The following is a 17,483-nucleotide window of genomic DNA, read 5'->3' as shown; positions in this document are numbered from 1 at the left end:
AGTCTATAATAATTTTAGAAAACCTGGGATGTTCGATAACTTCTGTAATTTTGAACCTACAATACTTTAAACGGGATGCTCATTATCTCTGTAATATGTCAGGCCTCCGTTTGTAGTGGAAGACAGAAAAGCAGATGCGGCTGCCCACCTAGCAGCGGCTAGGAGTCAAAATACAGAAACCGGCATTTTGGGGGATTACAAAAGATAAGATGGCATAGCTTTTGGCTATGCCATTTTTAACGTCTGAAAGATGTTGGTGTAAATGGTTTGCGCAAAAGAAAACAGGGGGACGATAGAGTGAAAAAGAAAAAAGTGGGGAATAGAGCTTATGAGTGGCTGTGGCTGTTTGCATGCATCGTTTCGGCTGCTCTTTTGATACATATTTTACTCGCCGATGAAAAGACAAAGGCAGAGCCTGCCGCGAAAGTGGAGGTGGAACAAAAAGAAGAGAAAAAAGAGGTAGAAAATCCTGCTGTGAGGGTGCTTATCCGAACCCAGGGATTTCAAAACGAAGTACACTCATCTTTGTCTTTGCGCGCCCAGAAAGGTCTGGTTGTGAAGTATGGGGACAAGACGGAGGAAATCGCAGGGGGGCAGGAGTTCATTATAAAGCCGGACGATACCAGATTTTCCAAGGGCAAGGTAACGGTACAGGGCAAAGATGGGGATAAAATTACGATCCTTTCTATGGAGCGTGGATACGGGAATCCTTCCTACAGAGGACAGTTTGATCTGTATGCAACAGCTGAGGGAATCGCGGTTGTCAACCAGCTTCCCCTGGAGCAGTACCTCTATGGAGTTGTGCCTAGCGAGATGCCTGCCTCATATGAGCTGGAGGCACTGAAGTGTCAGGCAGTGTGTGCAAGGAGCTATGCCTACTGCCAGATCCAGAACATGTCTTATCCGGAATATGAGGCAAATATCGATGACAGCACCTCTTATCAGGTGTACAACAATTCCGCAGAGCAGGAAAGGGCCAACCAGGCAGTGGATGAGACATGCGGACAAAAGCTTACATACAAGGGAAAAGTGGTCAATGCCTATTATTATTCCACTTCCTGCGGCAACACAACAGATATGGATGCCTGGGGCGGAAAGAACGATTCCAATGCCTATCTTGCCGGGGTGGATGTGTCGGACGGAAAAGAGGATTATGAAAAAGATCTGCCGTGGTACCGGTGGAGCGCATCTGTTCCGGAACAGACGATGTCCAATCTTATCAGCCTGAATACAAAGAAGGATATTGGGAATCTTAAAAATATTGAGGTGACAAAAAGAGGGGCAGGAGATATTGCCCTGGAAATTGTGGCAACCGGGGACAAAGGCAGTGTGACAGTGAAGACGGAGAATAAAATCAGAAGAGCTCTGGCCGGAGATTATACGGTGCAAAAACAGGATGGCTCCACAAAATCCTGCGGTTCTCTTCTTCCGAGCGCTTTTTTCACTGTCAAAAAAGAAGGCGGAGCCTATAAAATAGAAGGCGGGGGATATGGACATGGCATTGGTATGAGCCAGAATGGGGCAAATGAAATGGCAAAAAGCGGAAAGACTTATCAGGACATTTTAGGTCTGTTTTATCAGGATGTACGGCTTGAATAATATGGAAAATAATGGTATGATGACTAAATCAATTATGGGAGAACAAGTCAAATGTGGAAAATTTATGAGAATATCCGGCATTTTATCCGTAAAATAAGCGGAGATCGTGTAGGTGCATTTGCTGCTCAGTCTGCCTTTTTTATGCTTTTGTCATTGATTCCGCTGCTGTTGCTGCTTTTAACAATGATCCAGTATACACCGATCACAAAAGCAAATGTCCTGGAGGCTGTTGTCCAGGTATTTCCAAAATCAGTAAACCAGCTTGTGGTGTCTGTAGTAGATCAGGTGTATAATCAGTCCAAGGCCATCATTCCGCTGACATCGCTGACAGCTCTTTGGTCTGCAGGAAGAGGTGTACTCTCCATGACAACAGGGCTTAACAGTGTCTATGGTATCGGGGAAACACGAAATTATGTATTTTTGCGCATCAGAGCCATGTTATACACCTTGCTCTTTTTAGTCATGATCTTGCTTTCTCTTCTTTTGCTTGTATTTGGAAACAGTCTTGCCCTGTTTTTGAGCCATCATTACCCGATCATGGAAAGTGTGATCGCGTTTGTTATAAAGATAAGGACAATCATGGCATTCTTTGTGCTGATCGTGTTTTCTATGTTGATGTATAAATTTTTGCCAAATCATAAAAGAGAAAAAAAGGTGCTGTTTCTTCGGCAGTTTCCGGGAGCGGTCGTGACTGCTCTTGGATGGCTTGTCACATCCTATATTTTTTCTGTGTACTTGGATGTGTTCAAGGGATTTTCGGATATGTACGGCAGTCTTACAACGATCGTTCTTGTAATGCTTTGGTTCTATTTCTGTATGTACGAGATGCTTCTTGGCGGTGAGGTCAATGTCGTTCTGGAAGAGAGAAGGATTTTGGAAGAAAATTCTTGACAAGAAGGCAGGGTATGATAGAATATTAAAGAATCATTGAACTGGAAAAAGACGATGAATGTGTTTAGTAGGATCCTGTATTCTAATTCCAGAGAGGGGAATCATGGGCTGAAAGTTCCCTTTAGTTCAGACAGGATATGAATTTCCCACAGGAGTCGCCCGGTTGAAAAGACGAGTAGACCGGGACGGATGAATGCACGTTACGCATAGGAAAGAGCCTGTCCAAGGACAGGAAATAGGGTGGTACCACGGAATATTGCTTCGTCCCTTTGGGGGCGGGGCTTTTTTTATTCTATAGAAAATTTCGATTTCCTATAGAACAAAACCCTCCTTGAGGGTGCACACGCCGCAAAAGGGGCGTTTACCGCTCTGCGGTGTTGCGGCGGCGCACAAAGTGGAGGGCCCCTCATGAGTGAGGGGAGGGGGAGTTGAAGTGGGCTTGTCCACTTTGTTCTTCTATAGGTAAGTCCGGCGACTTCTAAGAGGAATGTTTTTCGTAAGAAATAGATAAGTGATGGAGGTTAAAAAGATGAATGAAAAGTTGCAGAGCATCAAAGAAGAGGCCATAAGACAGATCAAAGAGTCTGATGCACCGGAAAAACTGAATGATGTGCGGGTAAAGTATCTCGGAAAAAAAGGGGAACTTACGGCAGTGCTGAAATCCATGAAGGATGTGGCAAAGGAGGACAGGCCAAAGGTCGGCCAGATGGTGAATGAAGTCCGGGCTGAAATTGAGACTGCACTGGAAGAGACAAAAAAGCAGATGGAGGAAAAGATTCTGGAGGAAAAACTGAAAGAAGAAGTGATCGATGTGACACTTCCTGCCAAGAAAAACCTGGTAGGGCACAGGCATCCGAACACGATCGCTCTGGAAGAGGTGGAACGTATCTTCATCGGCATGGGATATGAGGTTGTGGAAGGACCGGAAGTAGAGTACGACTTATACAACTTTGAAAAACTGAATATTCCGGAAGGTCATCCGGCAAAAGACGAGCAGGATACCTTCTACATTACAAAGGATATTGTGCTGCGCACACAGACGTCACCGGTTCAGGCACGTGTTATGGAGCAGGGAAAACTCCCGATTCGTATGATCGCACCTGGAAGAGTGTTCCGCTCCGATGAGGTGGATGCGACACATTCTCCGTCTTTCCATCAGATCGAAGGGCTTGTCATTGACAAAAACATTACTTTTGCGGATTTGAAAGGAACACTGGAGGAATTTGCAAAAGAGCTGTTTGGGCCTGAGACAAAGACAAAATTCCGTCCGCATCATTTTCCGTTTACAGAGCCAAGCGCAGAGGTGGATGTAAGCTGTTTCAAATGCGGGGGAAAGGGATGCCGTTTTTGTAAAGGGTCCGGCTGGATCGAAATACTTGGATGCGGTATGGTACATCCGCATGTACTGGAGATGTGCGGAATTGACCCGAATGAGTACACAGGATTTGCATTTGGAGTAGGACTCGAACGAATCGCGCTTCTGAAATACGAGATTGACGATATGAGACTGTTGTATGAGAACGACATCAGATTTTTAAAACAGTTCTAGGGAAAGGGGAAGTAAGAGACTATGAATACATCATTATCATGGATAAAAGCGTATGTGCCGGATTTGGACGTGACAGCGCAGGAATATACGGATGCGATGACGCTCTCCGGATCCAAAGTGGAGGGGTATGAAGTGCTGGACGCGGATTTAGAGAAGATCGTCATCGGCCAGATTGAAAAGATTGAGAAACATCCAGATGCAGATAAGCTGATCATTTGCCAGGTGAATGTGGGAAATGAGGTCGTTCAGATCGTCACGGGCGCTCCAAATGTAAAAGAAGGAGATAAAGTGCCGGTTGTTCTGGACGGCGGACGTGTGGCAGGAGGCCATGACGGAAAGAAAACACCAGGCGGTGTGAAGATAAAAAAAGGAAAACTTCGCGGTGTGGAAAGTTTTGGTATGATGTGCTCTATCGAAGAACTTGGCAGCACAAAGGATATGTATCCGGAGTCGCCGGAGTATGGTATCTACATTTTTGATGAGGACGCCAAAGTAGGTGGGAGTGCAATCGAGGCACTGGGACTTCATGACGTTGTGTTTGAATATGAGATCACGTCCAACCGTGTCGATTGTTTCAGCGTGATAGGATTGGCAAGAGAGGCGGCTGCCACATTCGGAAAGAAATTCTGTCCGCCGGTTGTAAAAGAGACAGGGAATGAAGAGGATGCCCATGACTATATTAAAGTGACTGTGGAAAACGAAGAGCTTTGTCCGCGTTACTGTGCAAGGGTAGTCAAAAATATCAAAATCGCTCCGTCTCCAAAATGGATGCAGAGAAGACTTGCAAGTGTTGGAATCCGTCCGATCAATAACCTGGTGGACATCACAAACTATGTCATGGAAGAATTTGGACAGCCAATGCATGCGTACGATCTGGATACGATCACCGGACATGAGATCATCGTAAAGACAGCAGGGAAAGGCGATAAGTTTGTGACGTTGGACGGCCAGGAGAGAGAAGTGGATGATACAGTCCTGATGATCTGCGACGGAGAGAAACCGGTGGGACTTGCTGGGATCATGGGAGGAGAGAACTCTATGATCACAGATAATGTAAAGACGGTGCTTTTTGAAGCTGCGTGCTTTGACGGCGTGAACATCCGTCTTTCCAGTAAAAAAGTAGGACTTCGCACAGACGCTTCCGGAAAATTCGAAAAAGGGCTTGACCCGAACAACGCAAAAGCAGCAATCGACCGTGCGTGCCAGCTGATCGAGGAGTTGGGTGCCGGAGAAGTTGTGGGCGGAACTGTGGATGTATATCCTAAGAAAAAAGAGCCGGTACGCCTTGCATTTGAGCCGGAAAAAATCAATGCTCTTCTTGGAACGGATATTTCCAAAGAGCAGATGCTTGGATATTTTGAAAAGATTGATCTTGAATATGATGCAGATGCACAGGAGATCATTGTCCCGACATTCCGTCAGGATCTTTTGAGAACAGCGGATCTTGCGGAGGAAGTGGCGAGATTTTACGGATATGACAATATCCCGACAACCCTTCCTACGGGAGAGGCCACAACCGGAAAACTGTCCTTCAAACTGAGAGTGGAAGAAGTGGCAAGAGATATCGCAGAGTTTTGTGGTTTCAGCCAGGGAATGACTTATTCTTTTGAGAGCCCGAAAGTATTTGACAAGCTTTTGATCCCGGAAGATTCCGATCTTAGAAAAGCAGTACAGATTTCCAACCCTCTTGGGGAGGATTATAGTATCATGAGGACTATATCACTCAATGGAATGCTGACGTCCCTTGCGACAAACTATAACCGCAGAAACAAAAATGTCCGTCTGTATGAGCTTGGAAACATTTATCTTCCAAAACAGCTGCCATTGACACAGCTTCCGGAAGAGAGGATGCAGTTTACGCTTGGTATGTACGGAGAAGGAGATTTCTTTGACATGAAGGGCGTTGTGGAGGAATTCTTTGACAAAATTGGAATGCACAAAAAAGAGACTTATGAGCCGAATTCGGGCAAACCGTATCTGCATCCGGGAAGACAGGCAAATGTAGTTTATGACGGCGTGGTTGTCGGATATATTGGAGAAGTGCATCCGACAGTTGCAAAGACATATGGAATCGGAACAAGAGCATATGTGGCTGTGATAGACATGCCAAAAATAGTGGAGCTTGCGACTTTTGACAGAAAATATCAGGGACTTGCAAAGTATCCGGCTGTAACAAGGGATATCAGCATGGTGATGCCAAAAGAAATTTTGGTAGGCCAGGTAGAGGAGATCATCGAGGATAAGGGTGGCGTTTACCTTGAAAGCTATGAGCTGTTTGACATTTATGAGGGAGAACAGATTAAAAAAGGATTCAAGTCCGTGGCATATTCTATTGTATTCCGCGCAAAGGACAAAACCCTTGAAGAGGCGGATGTGACGGCTTCTATGAACCGTATTTTAAAGGCTTTGGAAGAACTTGGTATTGAACTTCGCCAGTAATTGTGAGACAATAGCATACGCAAAATTGAGAGAAAAGGATCGGGGTGCCGCAAAATACGGCGCCCTGGTTCTGTATATGGAAGAAGAGAGGATAATCATGCTGAAAAGGGAAGATTTTTATTTTGATCTGCCAGAGGAACTGATCGCGCAGGATCCATTAGAAGACCGCTCCGGATCAAGACTGCTTGTGTTAAACAAAGAGACAGGAGAGATGGAACACCATATATTCAGAGAAATCGTGAACTATTTAAACCCAGGAGACTGCCTTGTCATCAATGACACGAAGGTGATTCCTGCAAGGCTGATCGGAGCCAAGGTGGGAACGGATGCGAAAATTGAGATCCTGCTGTTAAAGAGAAAAGAGAACGATGTGTGGGAAACGCTTGTAAAACCTGGAAAGAAAGCAAAGCCAGGGACGAAAATTTCTTTTGGAGACGGCCTTTTGATGGCTGAAGTACTGGATATTGTGGAGGAAGGAAACCGCCTGATCCGGTTTTCCTATGAGGGGATTTTCGAGGAGATTTTAGATAAACTTGGCCAGATGCCGCTTCCGCCTTACATCACACATCAGCTGGAGGACAAAAACCGCTATCAGACTGTATACGCAAAACATTCCGGATCCGCTGCAGCGCCGACAGCAGGTCTGCATTTTACGCCGGAGCTTTTAAAAGAGATTGAAACAAAGGGTGTGGACATCGCCCATGTGACCCTCCATGTAGGACTTGGAACTTTCCGGCCAGTGAAGGTGGAGAATATTTTGGAACATCACATGCACTCGGAATTTTATCAGATTGAGGCAAGCGAGGCAGAGAAGATCAACCGCGCAAAAGACAACGGAAAACGGATCATTGCAGTTGGGACAACGAGCTGCCGCACGATCGAGTCCGCAGCGGATGAGAACGGTCGATTGAAGGAGTGCAGTGGATGGACAGATATTTTCATCTATCCGGGATACCAGTTCAAAGTGCTGGACTGCCTGATCACCAATTTCCATCTGCCGGAGTCCACACTTATCATGCTCGTGTCAGCCCTGGCAGGGCGGGAGCATGTACTCGCAGCGTATGAAAAGGCTGTGGAGGAAAGATATCGTTTTTTCAGCTTTGGGGATGCGATGTTTATAGTATAAAAGGATCGGTTGATTATGGAGCATGTCATTGAACTTTCCCATGTGACAAAAGATTTTGGAGGAAACCGAGGCGTTTTTGATATTGATTTTTGTGTGCAAAAAGGGGAGGTCTTTGGGTATCTTGTTCCGAACGGTGCAGGGGCAAAATCAGAAAAATGTCCAAAGGAATAAAACAGAAAATCGGGCTTATCACTGCATTTATGGGAAATCTACAGGTACTTATTTTGGATGAGCCGACGAGCGGTCTGGATCCTCTGATGCAAAATCGGTTTGTGGAGCTTGTTTTGGAGGAGAAAAAGAGAGAGACAACGATTTTGATGTCCTCCCACATTTTCGACGAGGTGGAGAGAACGTGTGACAGGACCGCGATCATCCGCCAGGGAAGGATCGTGGATACCGTGTCTTGTGCTGCTTGGAATCAGTGTTCCTCTATCAGGGGCAGGGTGCATCATTTTCACAAAAAGAGATTTATAATTATAGAAAATATCAATAAATTAAACTCTTTATCATTTTTTTCAATTATCCATAAAAAAGGGCAAATGATACAATAGAAATGTTGAAAAAGTGAAACGGAGGATAGTGCAATGGAAGTGATCAAAGAGTTACCGGAAGTGTTTGAAGAATTTGCGGAACAGAGAAAAAATTCCTTTTTGGAAGTGAAAAAGTTAAAAGATAAAGGGATACCGGTCGTGGGGGCGTACTGCACCTACTTTCCGCAGGAGATAGCGATGGCCATGGGGGCTGCCACAGTGGGGCTTTGTTCCACATCGGACGAGACCATCATGGAGGCGGAAAAGGAACTGCCGAAAAATCTATGTCCGCTTATCAAATCCAGCTATGGATTTGCCAGAACAGACAAATGTCCGTTTTTTTATTTTTCCGATGTGGTGGTCGGGGAGACAACCTGTGACGGAAAGAAAAAAATGTATGAGTATATGTCTGAATTTAAGGATGTTTTTGTCATGGAACTTCCAAATTCACAGAGCCAAGAGGCATTGAAACTTTGGAAGAGTGAGATTATTAAGTTTAAAGAATATCTGGAGAAGAAATTCAATACGACCATAACCGAAGAAAAGATAAGAGAGGCAGTACACATCAACAATGAGGGAAGAAAGTCTTTGCGGAAACTATATGAGGTGATGAAACTGGATCCGGTTCCGATAAAAGGATATGACTTGTTTAAGGTTCTCTATGGCAGCACCTTTAAATTTGACCGTTCATTGATCCCAGGAGAGGTGGATGCTCTTGTGGAAAAAATTCTTTTGGAGTACAAAGAAGGAAAAATGGAGGAGAAAAAGCCGAGGATCTTGATCACCGGATGTCCGGTAGGAGGAGCAACAGAAAAAATCATCCGGGCTGTGGAGGAAAACGGTGGAATCGTGGTGACGTTTGAAAATTGTAATGGCGCCAAATCCATTGACAAGCTGGTGGATGAGGACAACCCGGATGTGTACGATGCCCTTGCAAGAAGATATCTGAATATCGGATGCTCTGTCATGACGCCAAACCCGAACAGATTGGAGCTTTTGGGAAGGCTGATCGACGAATATCAGGTGGACGGTGTGGTGGAGATGACTCTGCAGGCATGCCATACATACAATGTAGAGTCATTTGGAATCCGAAGATTTGTCAATGAGAAGAAACATATTCCGTACATCAATGTGGAGACTGACTATTCTCAGGCAGACATCGGACAGCTGAACACAAGAATCGCAGCGTTTATCGAGATGCTGTAATATAGGAGAAATGACAAGATGAATTATATAGGGATTGATATCGGCTCCACTGCATCAAAAGTTGTGGTAAGAGGTGACAAGGAGCTGTATTTTGTCCTTCCAACTGGTTGGAGCAGTAAAGAAACTGCAGGACAGATCAAAGAAAAGCTGTTGAGCGAGGAAATTGATGTGGAGGGGCAGAATGCAAAGGTAGTGGCCACCGGATACGGGAGAGTGGCCGTGGATTTTGCAGACCATGTGATCACTGAGATCACCTGCCATGCAAGAGGAGGCCGGGAACTTTTCGGTGGAGACTGTGCGATCGTGGATGTGGGAGGTCAAGACACCAAAGTGATTTTAGTGGAACAGGGGATGGTGCAGGATTTTCTCATGAATGATAAATGTTCCGCAGGAACCGGAAAATTCCTGGAGATTATGGCGAACAGGCTTGGCGTTACTTTGGCAGAGCTGTTTGAGTTGGCTCAAAACGGAGAAGTTCTTCCGATCAGTTCGTTGTGCACTGTATTTGCAGAATCCGAGATTATCAATTATATTGGAGAGGGAAAGAAAAGAGAAGATATCGCAGCAGGGGTCGTGGATTCCGTGGCTGTCAAGGTGGCACAGTTATGCCAGCGGAAACATTTGCCCGGGCAGGTGATTGTAACAGGAGGATTGAGCGACAATTTGTATTTTGCAGAAAGACTTTCTGAAAAACTGGGACAGAAAGTGCAGCCTACAGAGTTTGGAAGATATGCAGGTGCACTTGGGGCAGCGTTGCTCGCACAGGAGAAAAAGTAGAAAAATACCGCAGAATGGAATTTGACATTCTGCGGTATTTTTTTGTTGAAATGCGTACAAATATGCAAAAAAACGGATGATTGAGATTGACTAACTGGTCTATGATGTGTAAAATGTAAAATACACGAGGAATTTTGTGTGTAAAATTATATAAAATATACAGAAAGGGAGAAAGACTATGAAGAAGAGCTGGAAAAAGCGGGTAGCCGGGATGTGTGTAGCGGCTATGGGTGTGAGTATGTTTGCTCCGCCTGGAATGCAGATCCAAAATGTTCAGGCAAAAGAGGGTACCTCATCCGATGATCTGAAAGTTGCTGACAGTGTGAAAAAGAATCCGGATGAGAAAAAGTTTACCCACAAAGAATGGACAGGAGAGGATTATCAAAATCTGGCAGGTGAAACAGTGGATGCAGAAGACGTGTTTGGGATCAACAGAGAAGATGCTTCCGCAACGATCATTCCTTACCAGGATTCCAACGCAGCAGTGAACGCTGTGTGGAAGTACAATGACAGAGAAAAATCAGATTATTTTAAGCTGTTGAGCGGGGATGATTGGGATCTGACAGTTGTACAAAATCAGGATCTGGCAGAAAAGTTTGTACATCCTGAGGATGGCAGCAAAGGATTTATGGATCCGGATTTTAAGCCGGATGAAAAGGATGGATGGGCGACAGTGGATGTCCCGAGAAGCTGGACAACCTATCCGGGAAAGAATTTTGACTTTTCAATTTATACTAATACACAAATGCCATGGCAGACGAAGTATGACCCGGATGTACAGGCACCTCTGGCGCCTACCAATTACAGTCCTGTAGGATTGTACAGAAAAACATTTACGGTAAGCGATGAAATGCGTGCAGATAATAATCGGATTTATCTGCATTTTCAGGGTGTGGAGTCCGCTTACTATGTTTATGTAAACGGAAAAGAAGTTGGATATGCGGAAGATTCTTTCAGCCCGCATAATTTTGATATTACAGACTATCTGGTAGACGGCGAAAACACGCTGGCAGTAAAAGTACATAAGTTTTCAGATGCTGTATGGTTTGAAGATCAGGACATGATCTATGACGGAGGAATTTTCCGTGATGTCTATTTGACTGCCGCACCATTGGTACAGATCCAGGATTATCAGGTACGAACGGATTTGGATGAAAATTATGAAAACGCAATGCTTGATCTTTCAGTAAACGTGAGAAACCTTTCTTCCAAGGCAGCCAGCGGCTGGACTGTGGATGTCAAGGCTTTAGAAAAAGACGGGACTGTACTTCTGAATGATACCATTCCGGTAAGCGAAGTGGCATCCGTGGAAACCGGAACATTTGAAAAGCAGATCTTTGTAGAAAATCCAAATCTTTGGTCAGCAGAAGACCCGAACCTTTATGCATTGACCTTAACGCTCAAAGATGGAAAAGGAAAAGAAGTGGAAACACTTTCCACACAGCTTGGTTTTCGGGAAGTTGAATTTACTTCCACGGAAGTAAATGAGAATTATCAGGTGACCACAACAACATGGGAACCAATGAAGATCAATGGTCAGCCATTGCTGTTAAAAGGTGCAAACCGTCATGATACGGATCCGTTCCATGGAAGAATGGTTCCTCAGGAGTCCTATCTGGAAGACGTAACCTTGATGAAACAAAATAACTTGAATGCAATCCGAACATCTCATTACAGCAATGACGATTATTTGTACTGGCTGTGCAATGAATACGGACTCTATATGATGGGTGAAACCAATATGGAAAGCCATGCCATTAATCTGGTAGATGACTGGGAGAACAACAACAGACTGCAGGCATTGTTCTATGAGATGGGAATGGACCGTACAGAGACAGCATACAAACATCTGAGAAACAATCCTGCCATTATCATGTGGTCTATTGGTAATGAGATGGGATATACTTCTGATCCGAATGCAGCAGGCGGTCTGTACAGAGATATGATCTGGTATTTCAAGAACAATGACCCTACAAGACCGGTACACAGCGAAGGCCAGGGAGATCAGATGGGTGTTGACATGGGAAGTAACATGTATCCATCCGTGGACACGGTACAGGGAAGAGCCGGTGAAGGAAAGATTCCATATGTAATGTGTGAATATGACCACGCAATGGGAAATTCCGTAGGAGCTTTGAAAGAATACTGGGAAGCAGTCAGAAGCGGCGATAATATGCTGGGCGGCTTTATCTGGGACTGGGTAGATCAATCAAGAGCAACTCCACTTAGCACACTTGGCAGCACTTATACTGTTGAGGATAAAACAGGTGTCACAGGAGAGGCTTCCGGAAAAGAAGAAAGCTGGAATAATAAAGCCGGCGAAGGCAGCATGAATGGAGGTTATTCCTTCAGTGGATATACTATCATGGATGACAATGAAAAATACAATGCTGCATTATCCGGAACAGGAAAATCCTTTACATTTGAAGTGATGGTAAAACCTGCATCCAAGGCAGCTCACAGCGTACTGCTCTCCAAAGGCGACAATCAGGTTGCACTGAAGACAAACGGAGACGGAACAGGCGTTGAATTCTTTGTATACGGAAACGGATGGCACTCCACAAGCTGCGCATATCCGGACAACTGGGTAGGCCAATGGCATCAGGTTGCAGGAACTTACGAGCAAGGAAAACTGACCATCTACATTGACGGAGAAAAAATGGCTGAAAATACAGTGGCAGATACGATTTCAGCATCCAATGCACCGGTTGGTATTGGATACGATTCCGTATACGGAAGAACATTGGACGGAGAGATTTCTGTTGCGCGTATCTACAATAGAGCGCTTACACAGGAAGAGATTCAGGCTCAAAATTCTGAGACACCAGGTATTGGCGCAGACGATTCCAGTGTTGTTTTGTGGCTGGACTATGCAGATGGATACAGCAAAGCTGAGGCAAAAGGATGGGATTACTATTCTGAAGACTATGCTCAGACAAATCTGTACAAAGAAGAAGCAAAAGGATACTACTATGCATATGGCGGAGACTGGGGCGATGTTCCGAACAGCAACAGTTTCTGTGAAGATGGTCTGGTAAGCCCGGACAGAACTCCACAGCCGGAGCTTGCAGAAGTAAAATACCAGTATCAGAACTTCTGGTTCAGCGCAGACAAGAATCAGCTGGATAAGAGAGAAGTTACAGTGTACAATGAAAGCAGTTTTGACAACCTGAACAAATACGATGTTACTTATCAGCTTTTGAATAATGGTCAGGTTGTGGACGAAGGTGTTGTGGAAAATACAAATGTAGATCCGAGAGAGACAAAAACAGTTTATGTTCCATTTGAAATGCCAAAAGAGATCGAAGCAGGAAGTGAATATTATCTGAATATTTCTGTTTCTTTGAAAGAAGATACCGAGTGGGCAAAAGCAGGAGCAGAGATGTCCTATGTACAGATCAAAGTGCCGGTAACTGTAGAACAGAGTGCACCGGCTGTGAGCAGTAAAGAAGTTACTGTTACAGAAGAAGAGAATGCATATCAGGTGGCAGGAGACAATTTCTCATTTGCCATCAACAAAGCGACAGGTGTGATGGAAAACTATGTATATGAAGGAGAACAGCTGATCCAGACAGGACCGACTCCGAACTTCTGGAGAGGACGTGTGGAAAATGATACAGGATTTGATTCCAGATGGCAGAATGCAGATCAAAACATCAAAATCGATGGAATCCAAGTATCAGAGAACGAAAACGGCCAGACTGTATTCTCAGTGGATATGACACTTACCAATGCACTGAATGCAAAAGAAACCATGATCTATACGATCAATGGTGATGGACAGGTTACCGTAAACATGAAGGTGGATGCAACAAAGACAGAAATGGGATATTATCTTAGAATCGGTTCTTTGATGACATTGCCGGAAGGATTTGAAAATGTGACCTGGTACGGAAACGGACCTGTGGAGACATTCAACGACAGACTGACAAATGCAAGACAGGGCGTTTACAAAAACACAGTAAGTGACTTATTCTTCCCGTACATGAAAGTCGATGATACAGGAACAATGACACATGTAAAATGGTTTGAAGTGACAAACGATGACCTTGCAAACGGAGTTTTGATCGCAGCAACAGATAATATCGAGGCAAGTGCTCTGCACTTTACTCCGGATGAATTGGATGCACCGACCCATCCATATGGACTGACTCCAAGAAAAGATACGATCGTTAACATTAACTACGGTTCACTTGGAACAGGAAGCGCTACATGTGGACCAGGTGTCCTGGAAAAATACAAACTGCCAAACAATAAAGCGTATGAGTGGGAGTTCACATTAATGCCGATCAACAAAGATGCAGATGTCGATGAGATCACAGAGGCAGTAAAACCATACCGTGTGGTAGATTCTTTTGACCAGGCAGCATATGACAAAGAACGTGCAGATGAAATGATCTCCAAGATCGATTCCTTTGTTGTATACGACTACAGCCAGCTTGACGCGGCAAAACAGCTGAAAGCAGAATATAACAAGCTTACAGATGCCCAGAAAGATCTGGTAAATACAGGAAAAGACAGAGAAGAACTGATGGAAACATACATCAGCGATATTGAGGGATTAAAAGGAAAAACAACTCTCATCATGGATGAAAGTAAGAATGGATTCGCGATTCCTTACAATAAGTCAGCATCCTTTACAAGAACAGAGGAAGGCGTTGTCATGAAAGGAAGCCTGGAAGTTCCGTTCGATGAATTGAACAATGTAGTGGAAGGAGATCATTCTTTCACAGTAGAAGCAAATGTAACACCGCTTGGCGGCGGAGATTACAATATGATCGCAGGTAAAGGCGACCATACATGGGGACTTAGAAGCAGCAGTACAAACATTGCATTCTTCATCTTCGCAGGAGGCGGATGGAGAAGCATTGATACACAAAGACCACAGTGGCTGGAAACAAACTGGCTGAACAATGAGCATCAGATTGCAGGTGTATATGATGCAGAAAAAGATACGATTGCATTGTATGCAGACGGACGTCTTGTCGCAGAGCAGGGAACAGGAACAGCATCAGGACCGGCTCACTCTGATTATCCGTTCACGATCGGTGCATGTCCGGAGACAGGAAGAGGTTCCAATTCCGAATTTGACGACATGCATGTTTACAACCGTGCACTGTCAGCAGATGAGATTGCAGGACAGAACAGCGAAACACCGGCAATTACAAAAGAAGATCCAAGCGTAGAGCTGTGGGTTGACTTTGAGACAATGAAACATATGGATAATGAGATTCATGAAGTAACTCTGACTCCTGATCTGGCAGAAATCGGACAGGGCAGAAGCGCTGAATTTACCGTGAAAGCAGACAATGCGCAGGTAGAGATCACATCTGTATCCTGGTCTGTAGCCGGAACTGACGGACAGGAAATTGAAGGAATCAAAGTGGTACCTGACAGCAAAGATGTGACAAAAGCAAAGGTTGAAGTTTCCAAAGATGTAGAACCTGGTACAAAGGCTGTTCTTAAGGTTCTTAGTGTCAATGAAAACGAAGACCTGAACGCAGAGGCATCTATCGTAGTAACAGAAAATGATGCTATTATCAAAGATTCAGGAAAGAATGGTCTGGATACAGCTGTACCGGATACAGTAAAATTTGTTCAGGCAGAAAATGGATCCAACAATGCGATCCAGGGATATTTCACAGTAGACGATCCGGATCAGATCGTAAACGACGCTATGACAGGCGGAAATAACTTTACAGTTAGTACAAGAGTATTCGTGCCTTCATCAGTAAAAGACAGCAATGCAGGCGTCTGGGAAGGCGGATCCAAATACGATATGATCGCAAGTATCGGAGACGATTCCTTTGCATTCCGTATCCGCAACAATGCCGGAAACGGCGGCGGTGTAACGATCGATGCTTATGTATGCGATGGCAGCTGGGCACAGGCAACATCACCGGAATTGGATGACAGTTTCTATGACAAATGGCATACATTGAGTGCTGTATATGAAAAAGGTGCTGGACTTAAGATTTATGTAGATGGTGTGATGAGCGCAGAAAATGCATCTGCAGGAAATATGACCGTTCAGAAAAACGATGAGAGATTTTCTGTCGGATACGAACCTCAGAATCCGGAAACAAGACAGTCTGAGCTGACATTTGATCAGATGGTCGTATACGGAGCAGCATTGACAGAAGAAGAACTTGCCACAAACCATGATCCAGAAGATGAAAATGTGGTTCTGTGGTTAGACTTTGGAGATGTTCCGACATCAGATGAAGCGACAGAAGAAGATATCGCTAAGATGAACGAGCTGATCGCCAAAGGGGAAGAACTTCTGAAAAATGCAGATGAATATCTGGAAGAAACAGTTGAAAAACTGAGAACAGAAATTGAAAATGCAAAAGCTTTGTTAGAAGAAGCTACAACAGGAGACTTAACTCATCAAGAAGCAGTTGCAGCATGTGAGGCATTGCAGGCTGCGATCGATGGACTTGAAAAAATCCCAACAGGAGATTTGTCTATCGAGGTTTTGGAATATGCGATCACACTTGCAGAAAATGCAGACACAAACGGAGTACTTGACAGTGTTGCAAAGAGATTCGAAGATGCTCTGAAACATGCGAAAGAAGTACTGGAAGCAGCAATGAACAACGATCCATCTATCACACAGGATGATATCGACAACAGCTGGAAAGAACTGATCAACGCAATGCAGTACTTATCTTTCAAACAGGGAGATAAGACAGATCTTGAAAAAGTGATTCTGTTTGCAGAAAGTCTGAATCTGGAAGAATATCTGGAAACAGGAAAAGTAGAATTTACCGCAGCACTCACAAATGCAAAAACAGTAATGGAAAACAAAGATGCTATGCAGGATGAAGTGGACAGTGCATGGAGAGAACTTCTTCTGGCAACATCCAATCTGCAAAGAATTCCGGATAAGAGTGCATTGGAACAGTTGATCAAAGATGCCGGAAATTACCGTGCAGCAGACTACACAGCACAAAGCTATGCAGTATTGGAAAATGCACTTGCATCTGCAAAAACAGTAATGGACAATGCAAATGCGAGCCAGGAAGACGTAGATCAGGCAGTAAAGGCACTGGAAAATGCAGTGGCAAAACTGGAAACCAATAAAGTTGAGAAAAACGATGAAGGCAGCAAAAATACAGTTGTAAAACCGGAAACAACTGCAGGCGCACAAAACGAGCAGGCATTTGGACTGAACAATGGAACAAACCAGACAAAATCTGCAAAGACAGGAGATACCGCGCCGATCGCGGCAGGTGTAATGGGACTTATTTGTGCAGGCGCTGTTATGATAGGTCTTAGAAAAAAACAAAGATAGGAAACAATATCTTAAAAAGATGTCGGAGTAAATTGCTCCGGCATCTTTTTTGGTAAAAATTACTTTTTA

The 17,483-nt window shown here is 44.4% G+C and carries 8 protein-coding genes, 1 other RNA gene, 1 pseudogene and 1 other annotated feature; all 10 genes and pseudogenes read left to right on the top strand.

Annotation, left to right across the window (positions count from 1 at the left end; genetic code table 11):
- The first annotated feature begins 17 nt into the window (after positions 1-17).
- Positions 18-198, top strand: a non-coding RNA gene (gene ssrS, locus B5F18_RS06405) — 6S RNA.
- Positions 199-297: 99 nt separating this feature from the next.
- The gene (locus tag B5F18_RS06400; protein ID WP_087156844.1) at positions 298-1,599 is read left to right on the top strand and encodes a SpoIID/LytB domain-containing protein; all 1,302 of its coding nucleotides are present in this window, start codon (positions 298-300) and stop codon (positions 1,597-1,599) included.
- Positions 1,600-1,650: 51 nt separating this feature from the next.
- Entirely contained in the window at positions 1,651-2,490 is an 840-nt protein-coding gene (locus tag B5F18_RS06395) for a YihY/virulence factor BrkB family protein (protein WP_087156843.1), read from the top strand.
- Positions 2,491-2,535: 45 nt separating this feature from the next.
- Positions 2,536-2,762 (top strand) — a binding site (T-box leader).
- 257 nt (positions 2,763-3,019) lie between these two features.
- Positions 3,020-4,039: a phenylalanine--tRNA ligase subunit alpha gene (pheS, locus tag B5F18_RS06390; protein WP_087156842.1), complete on the top strand. Its 1,020-nt coding sequence runs from the start codon at positions 3,020-3,022 to the stop codon at positions 4,037-4,039.
- A gap of 21 nt (positions 4,040-4,060) precedes the next feature.
- Entirely contained in the window at positions 4,061-6,478 is a 2,418-nt protein-coding gene (pheT, locus tag B5F18_RS06385; protein ID WP_087156841.1) for a phenylalanine--tRNA ligase subunit beta, read from the top strand.
- Between the two features lie 100 nt (positions 6,479-6,578).
- Positions 6,579-7,604 (top strand): tRNA preQ1(34) S-adenosylmethionine ribosyltransferase-isomerase QueA, encoded by a 1,026-nt coding sequence (gene queA / locus B5F18_RS06380; protein WP_087156881.1) that lies wholly within the window; start codon positions 6,579-6,581, stop codon positions 7,602-7,604.
- Positions 7,605-7,619: 15 nt separating this feature from the next.
- Positions 7,620-7,996 (top strand): annotated as a pseudogene (locus B5F18_RS12985) (ABC transporter ATP-binding protein); the annotation flags it as partial.
- A gap of 192 nt (positions 7,997-8,188) precedes the next feature.
- Positions 8,189-9,340, top strand: a complete 1,152-nt coding sequence (locus B5F18_RS06370) for a double-cubane-cluster-containing anaerobic reductase (protein WP_087156840.1) — start codon at positions 8,189-8,191, stop codon at positions 9,338-9,340.
- Positions 9,341-9,358: 18 nt separating this feature from the next.
- Complete coding sequence (locus B5F18_RS06365; RefSeq protein WP_087156839.1) at positions 9,359-10,117, top strand: acyl-CoA dehydratase activase; 759 nt, start codon at positions 9,359-9,361, stop codon at positions 10,115-10,117.
- A gap of 178 nt (positions 10,118-10,295) precedes the next feature.
- Positions 10,296-17,414: a glycoside hydrolase family 2 TIM barrel-domain containing protein gene (locus B5F18_RS06360; RefSeq protein WP_087156838.1), complete on the top strand. Its 7,119-nt coding sequence runs from the start codon at positions 10,296-10,298 to the stop codon at positions 17,412-17,414.
- The last annotated feature ends 69 nt before the right edge of the window (positions 17,415-17,483 follow it).

It is taken from the genome of Lachnoclostridium sp. An181 (assembly GCF_002160325.1).
Taxonomy (GTDB): domain Bacteria; phylum Bacillota; class Clostridia; order Lachnospirales; family Lachnospiraceae; genus An181.
The sequence above is the reverse complement of the archived record's forward strand: the minus strand, read 5'-3'. Positions and strand labels throughout refer to the sequence as shown.

Excerpts from the sequence above, each read along its gene's own strand:
- pheS (WP_087156842.1), top strand. The coding sequence starts at position 3,020 with ATGAATGAAAAGTTGCAGAGCATCAAAGAAGAGGCCATAAGACAGATC.
- B5F18_RS06395 (WP_087156843.1), top strand. The coding sequence starts at position 1,651 with ATGTGGAAAATTTATGAGAATATCCGGCATTTTATCCGTAAAATAAGC.
- B5F18_RS06360 (WP_087156838.1), top strand. The coding sequence starts at position 10,296 with ATGAAGAAGAGCTGGAAAAAGCGGGTAGCCGGGATGTGTGTAGCGGCT.
- B5F18_RS06365 (WP_087156839.1), top strand. The coding sequence starts at position 9,359 with ATGAATTATATAGGGATTGATATCGGCTCCACTGCATCAAAAGTTGTG.
- pheT (WP_087156841.1), top strand. The coding sequence starts at position 4,061 with ATGAATACATCATTATCATGGATAAAAGCGTATGTGCCGGATTTGGAC.
- B5F18_RS06370 (WP_087156840.1), top strand. The coding sequence starts at position 8,189 with ATGGAAGTGATCAAAGAGTTACCGGAAGTGTTTGAAGAATTTGCGGAA.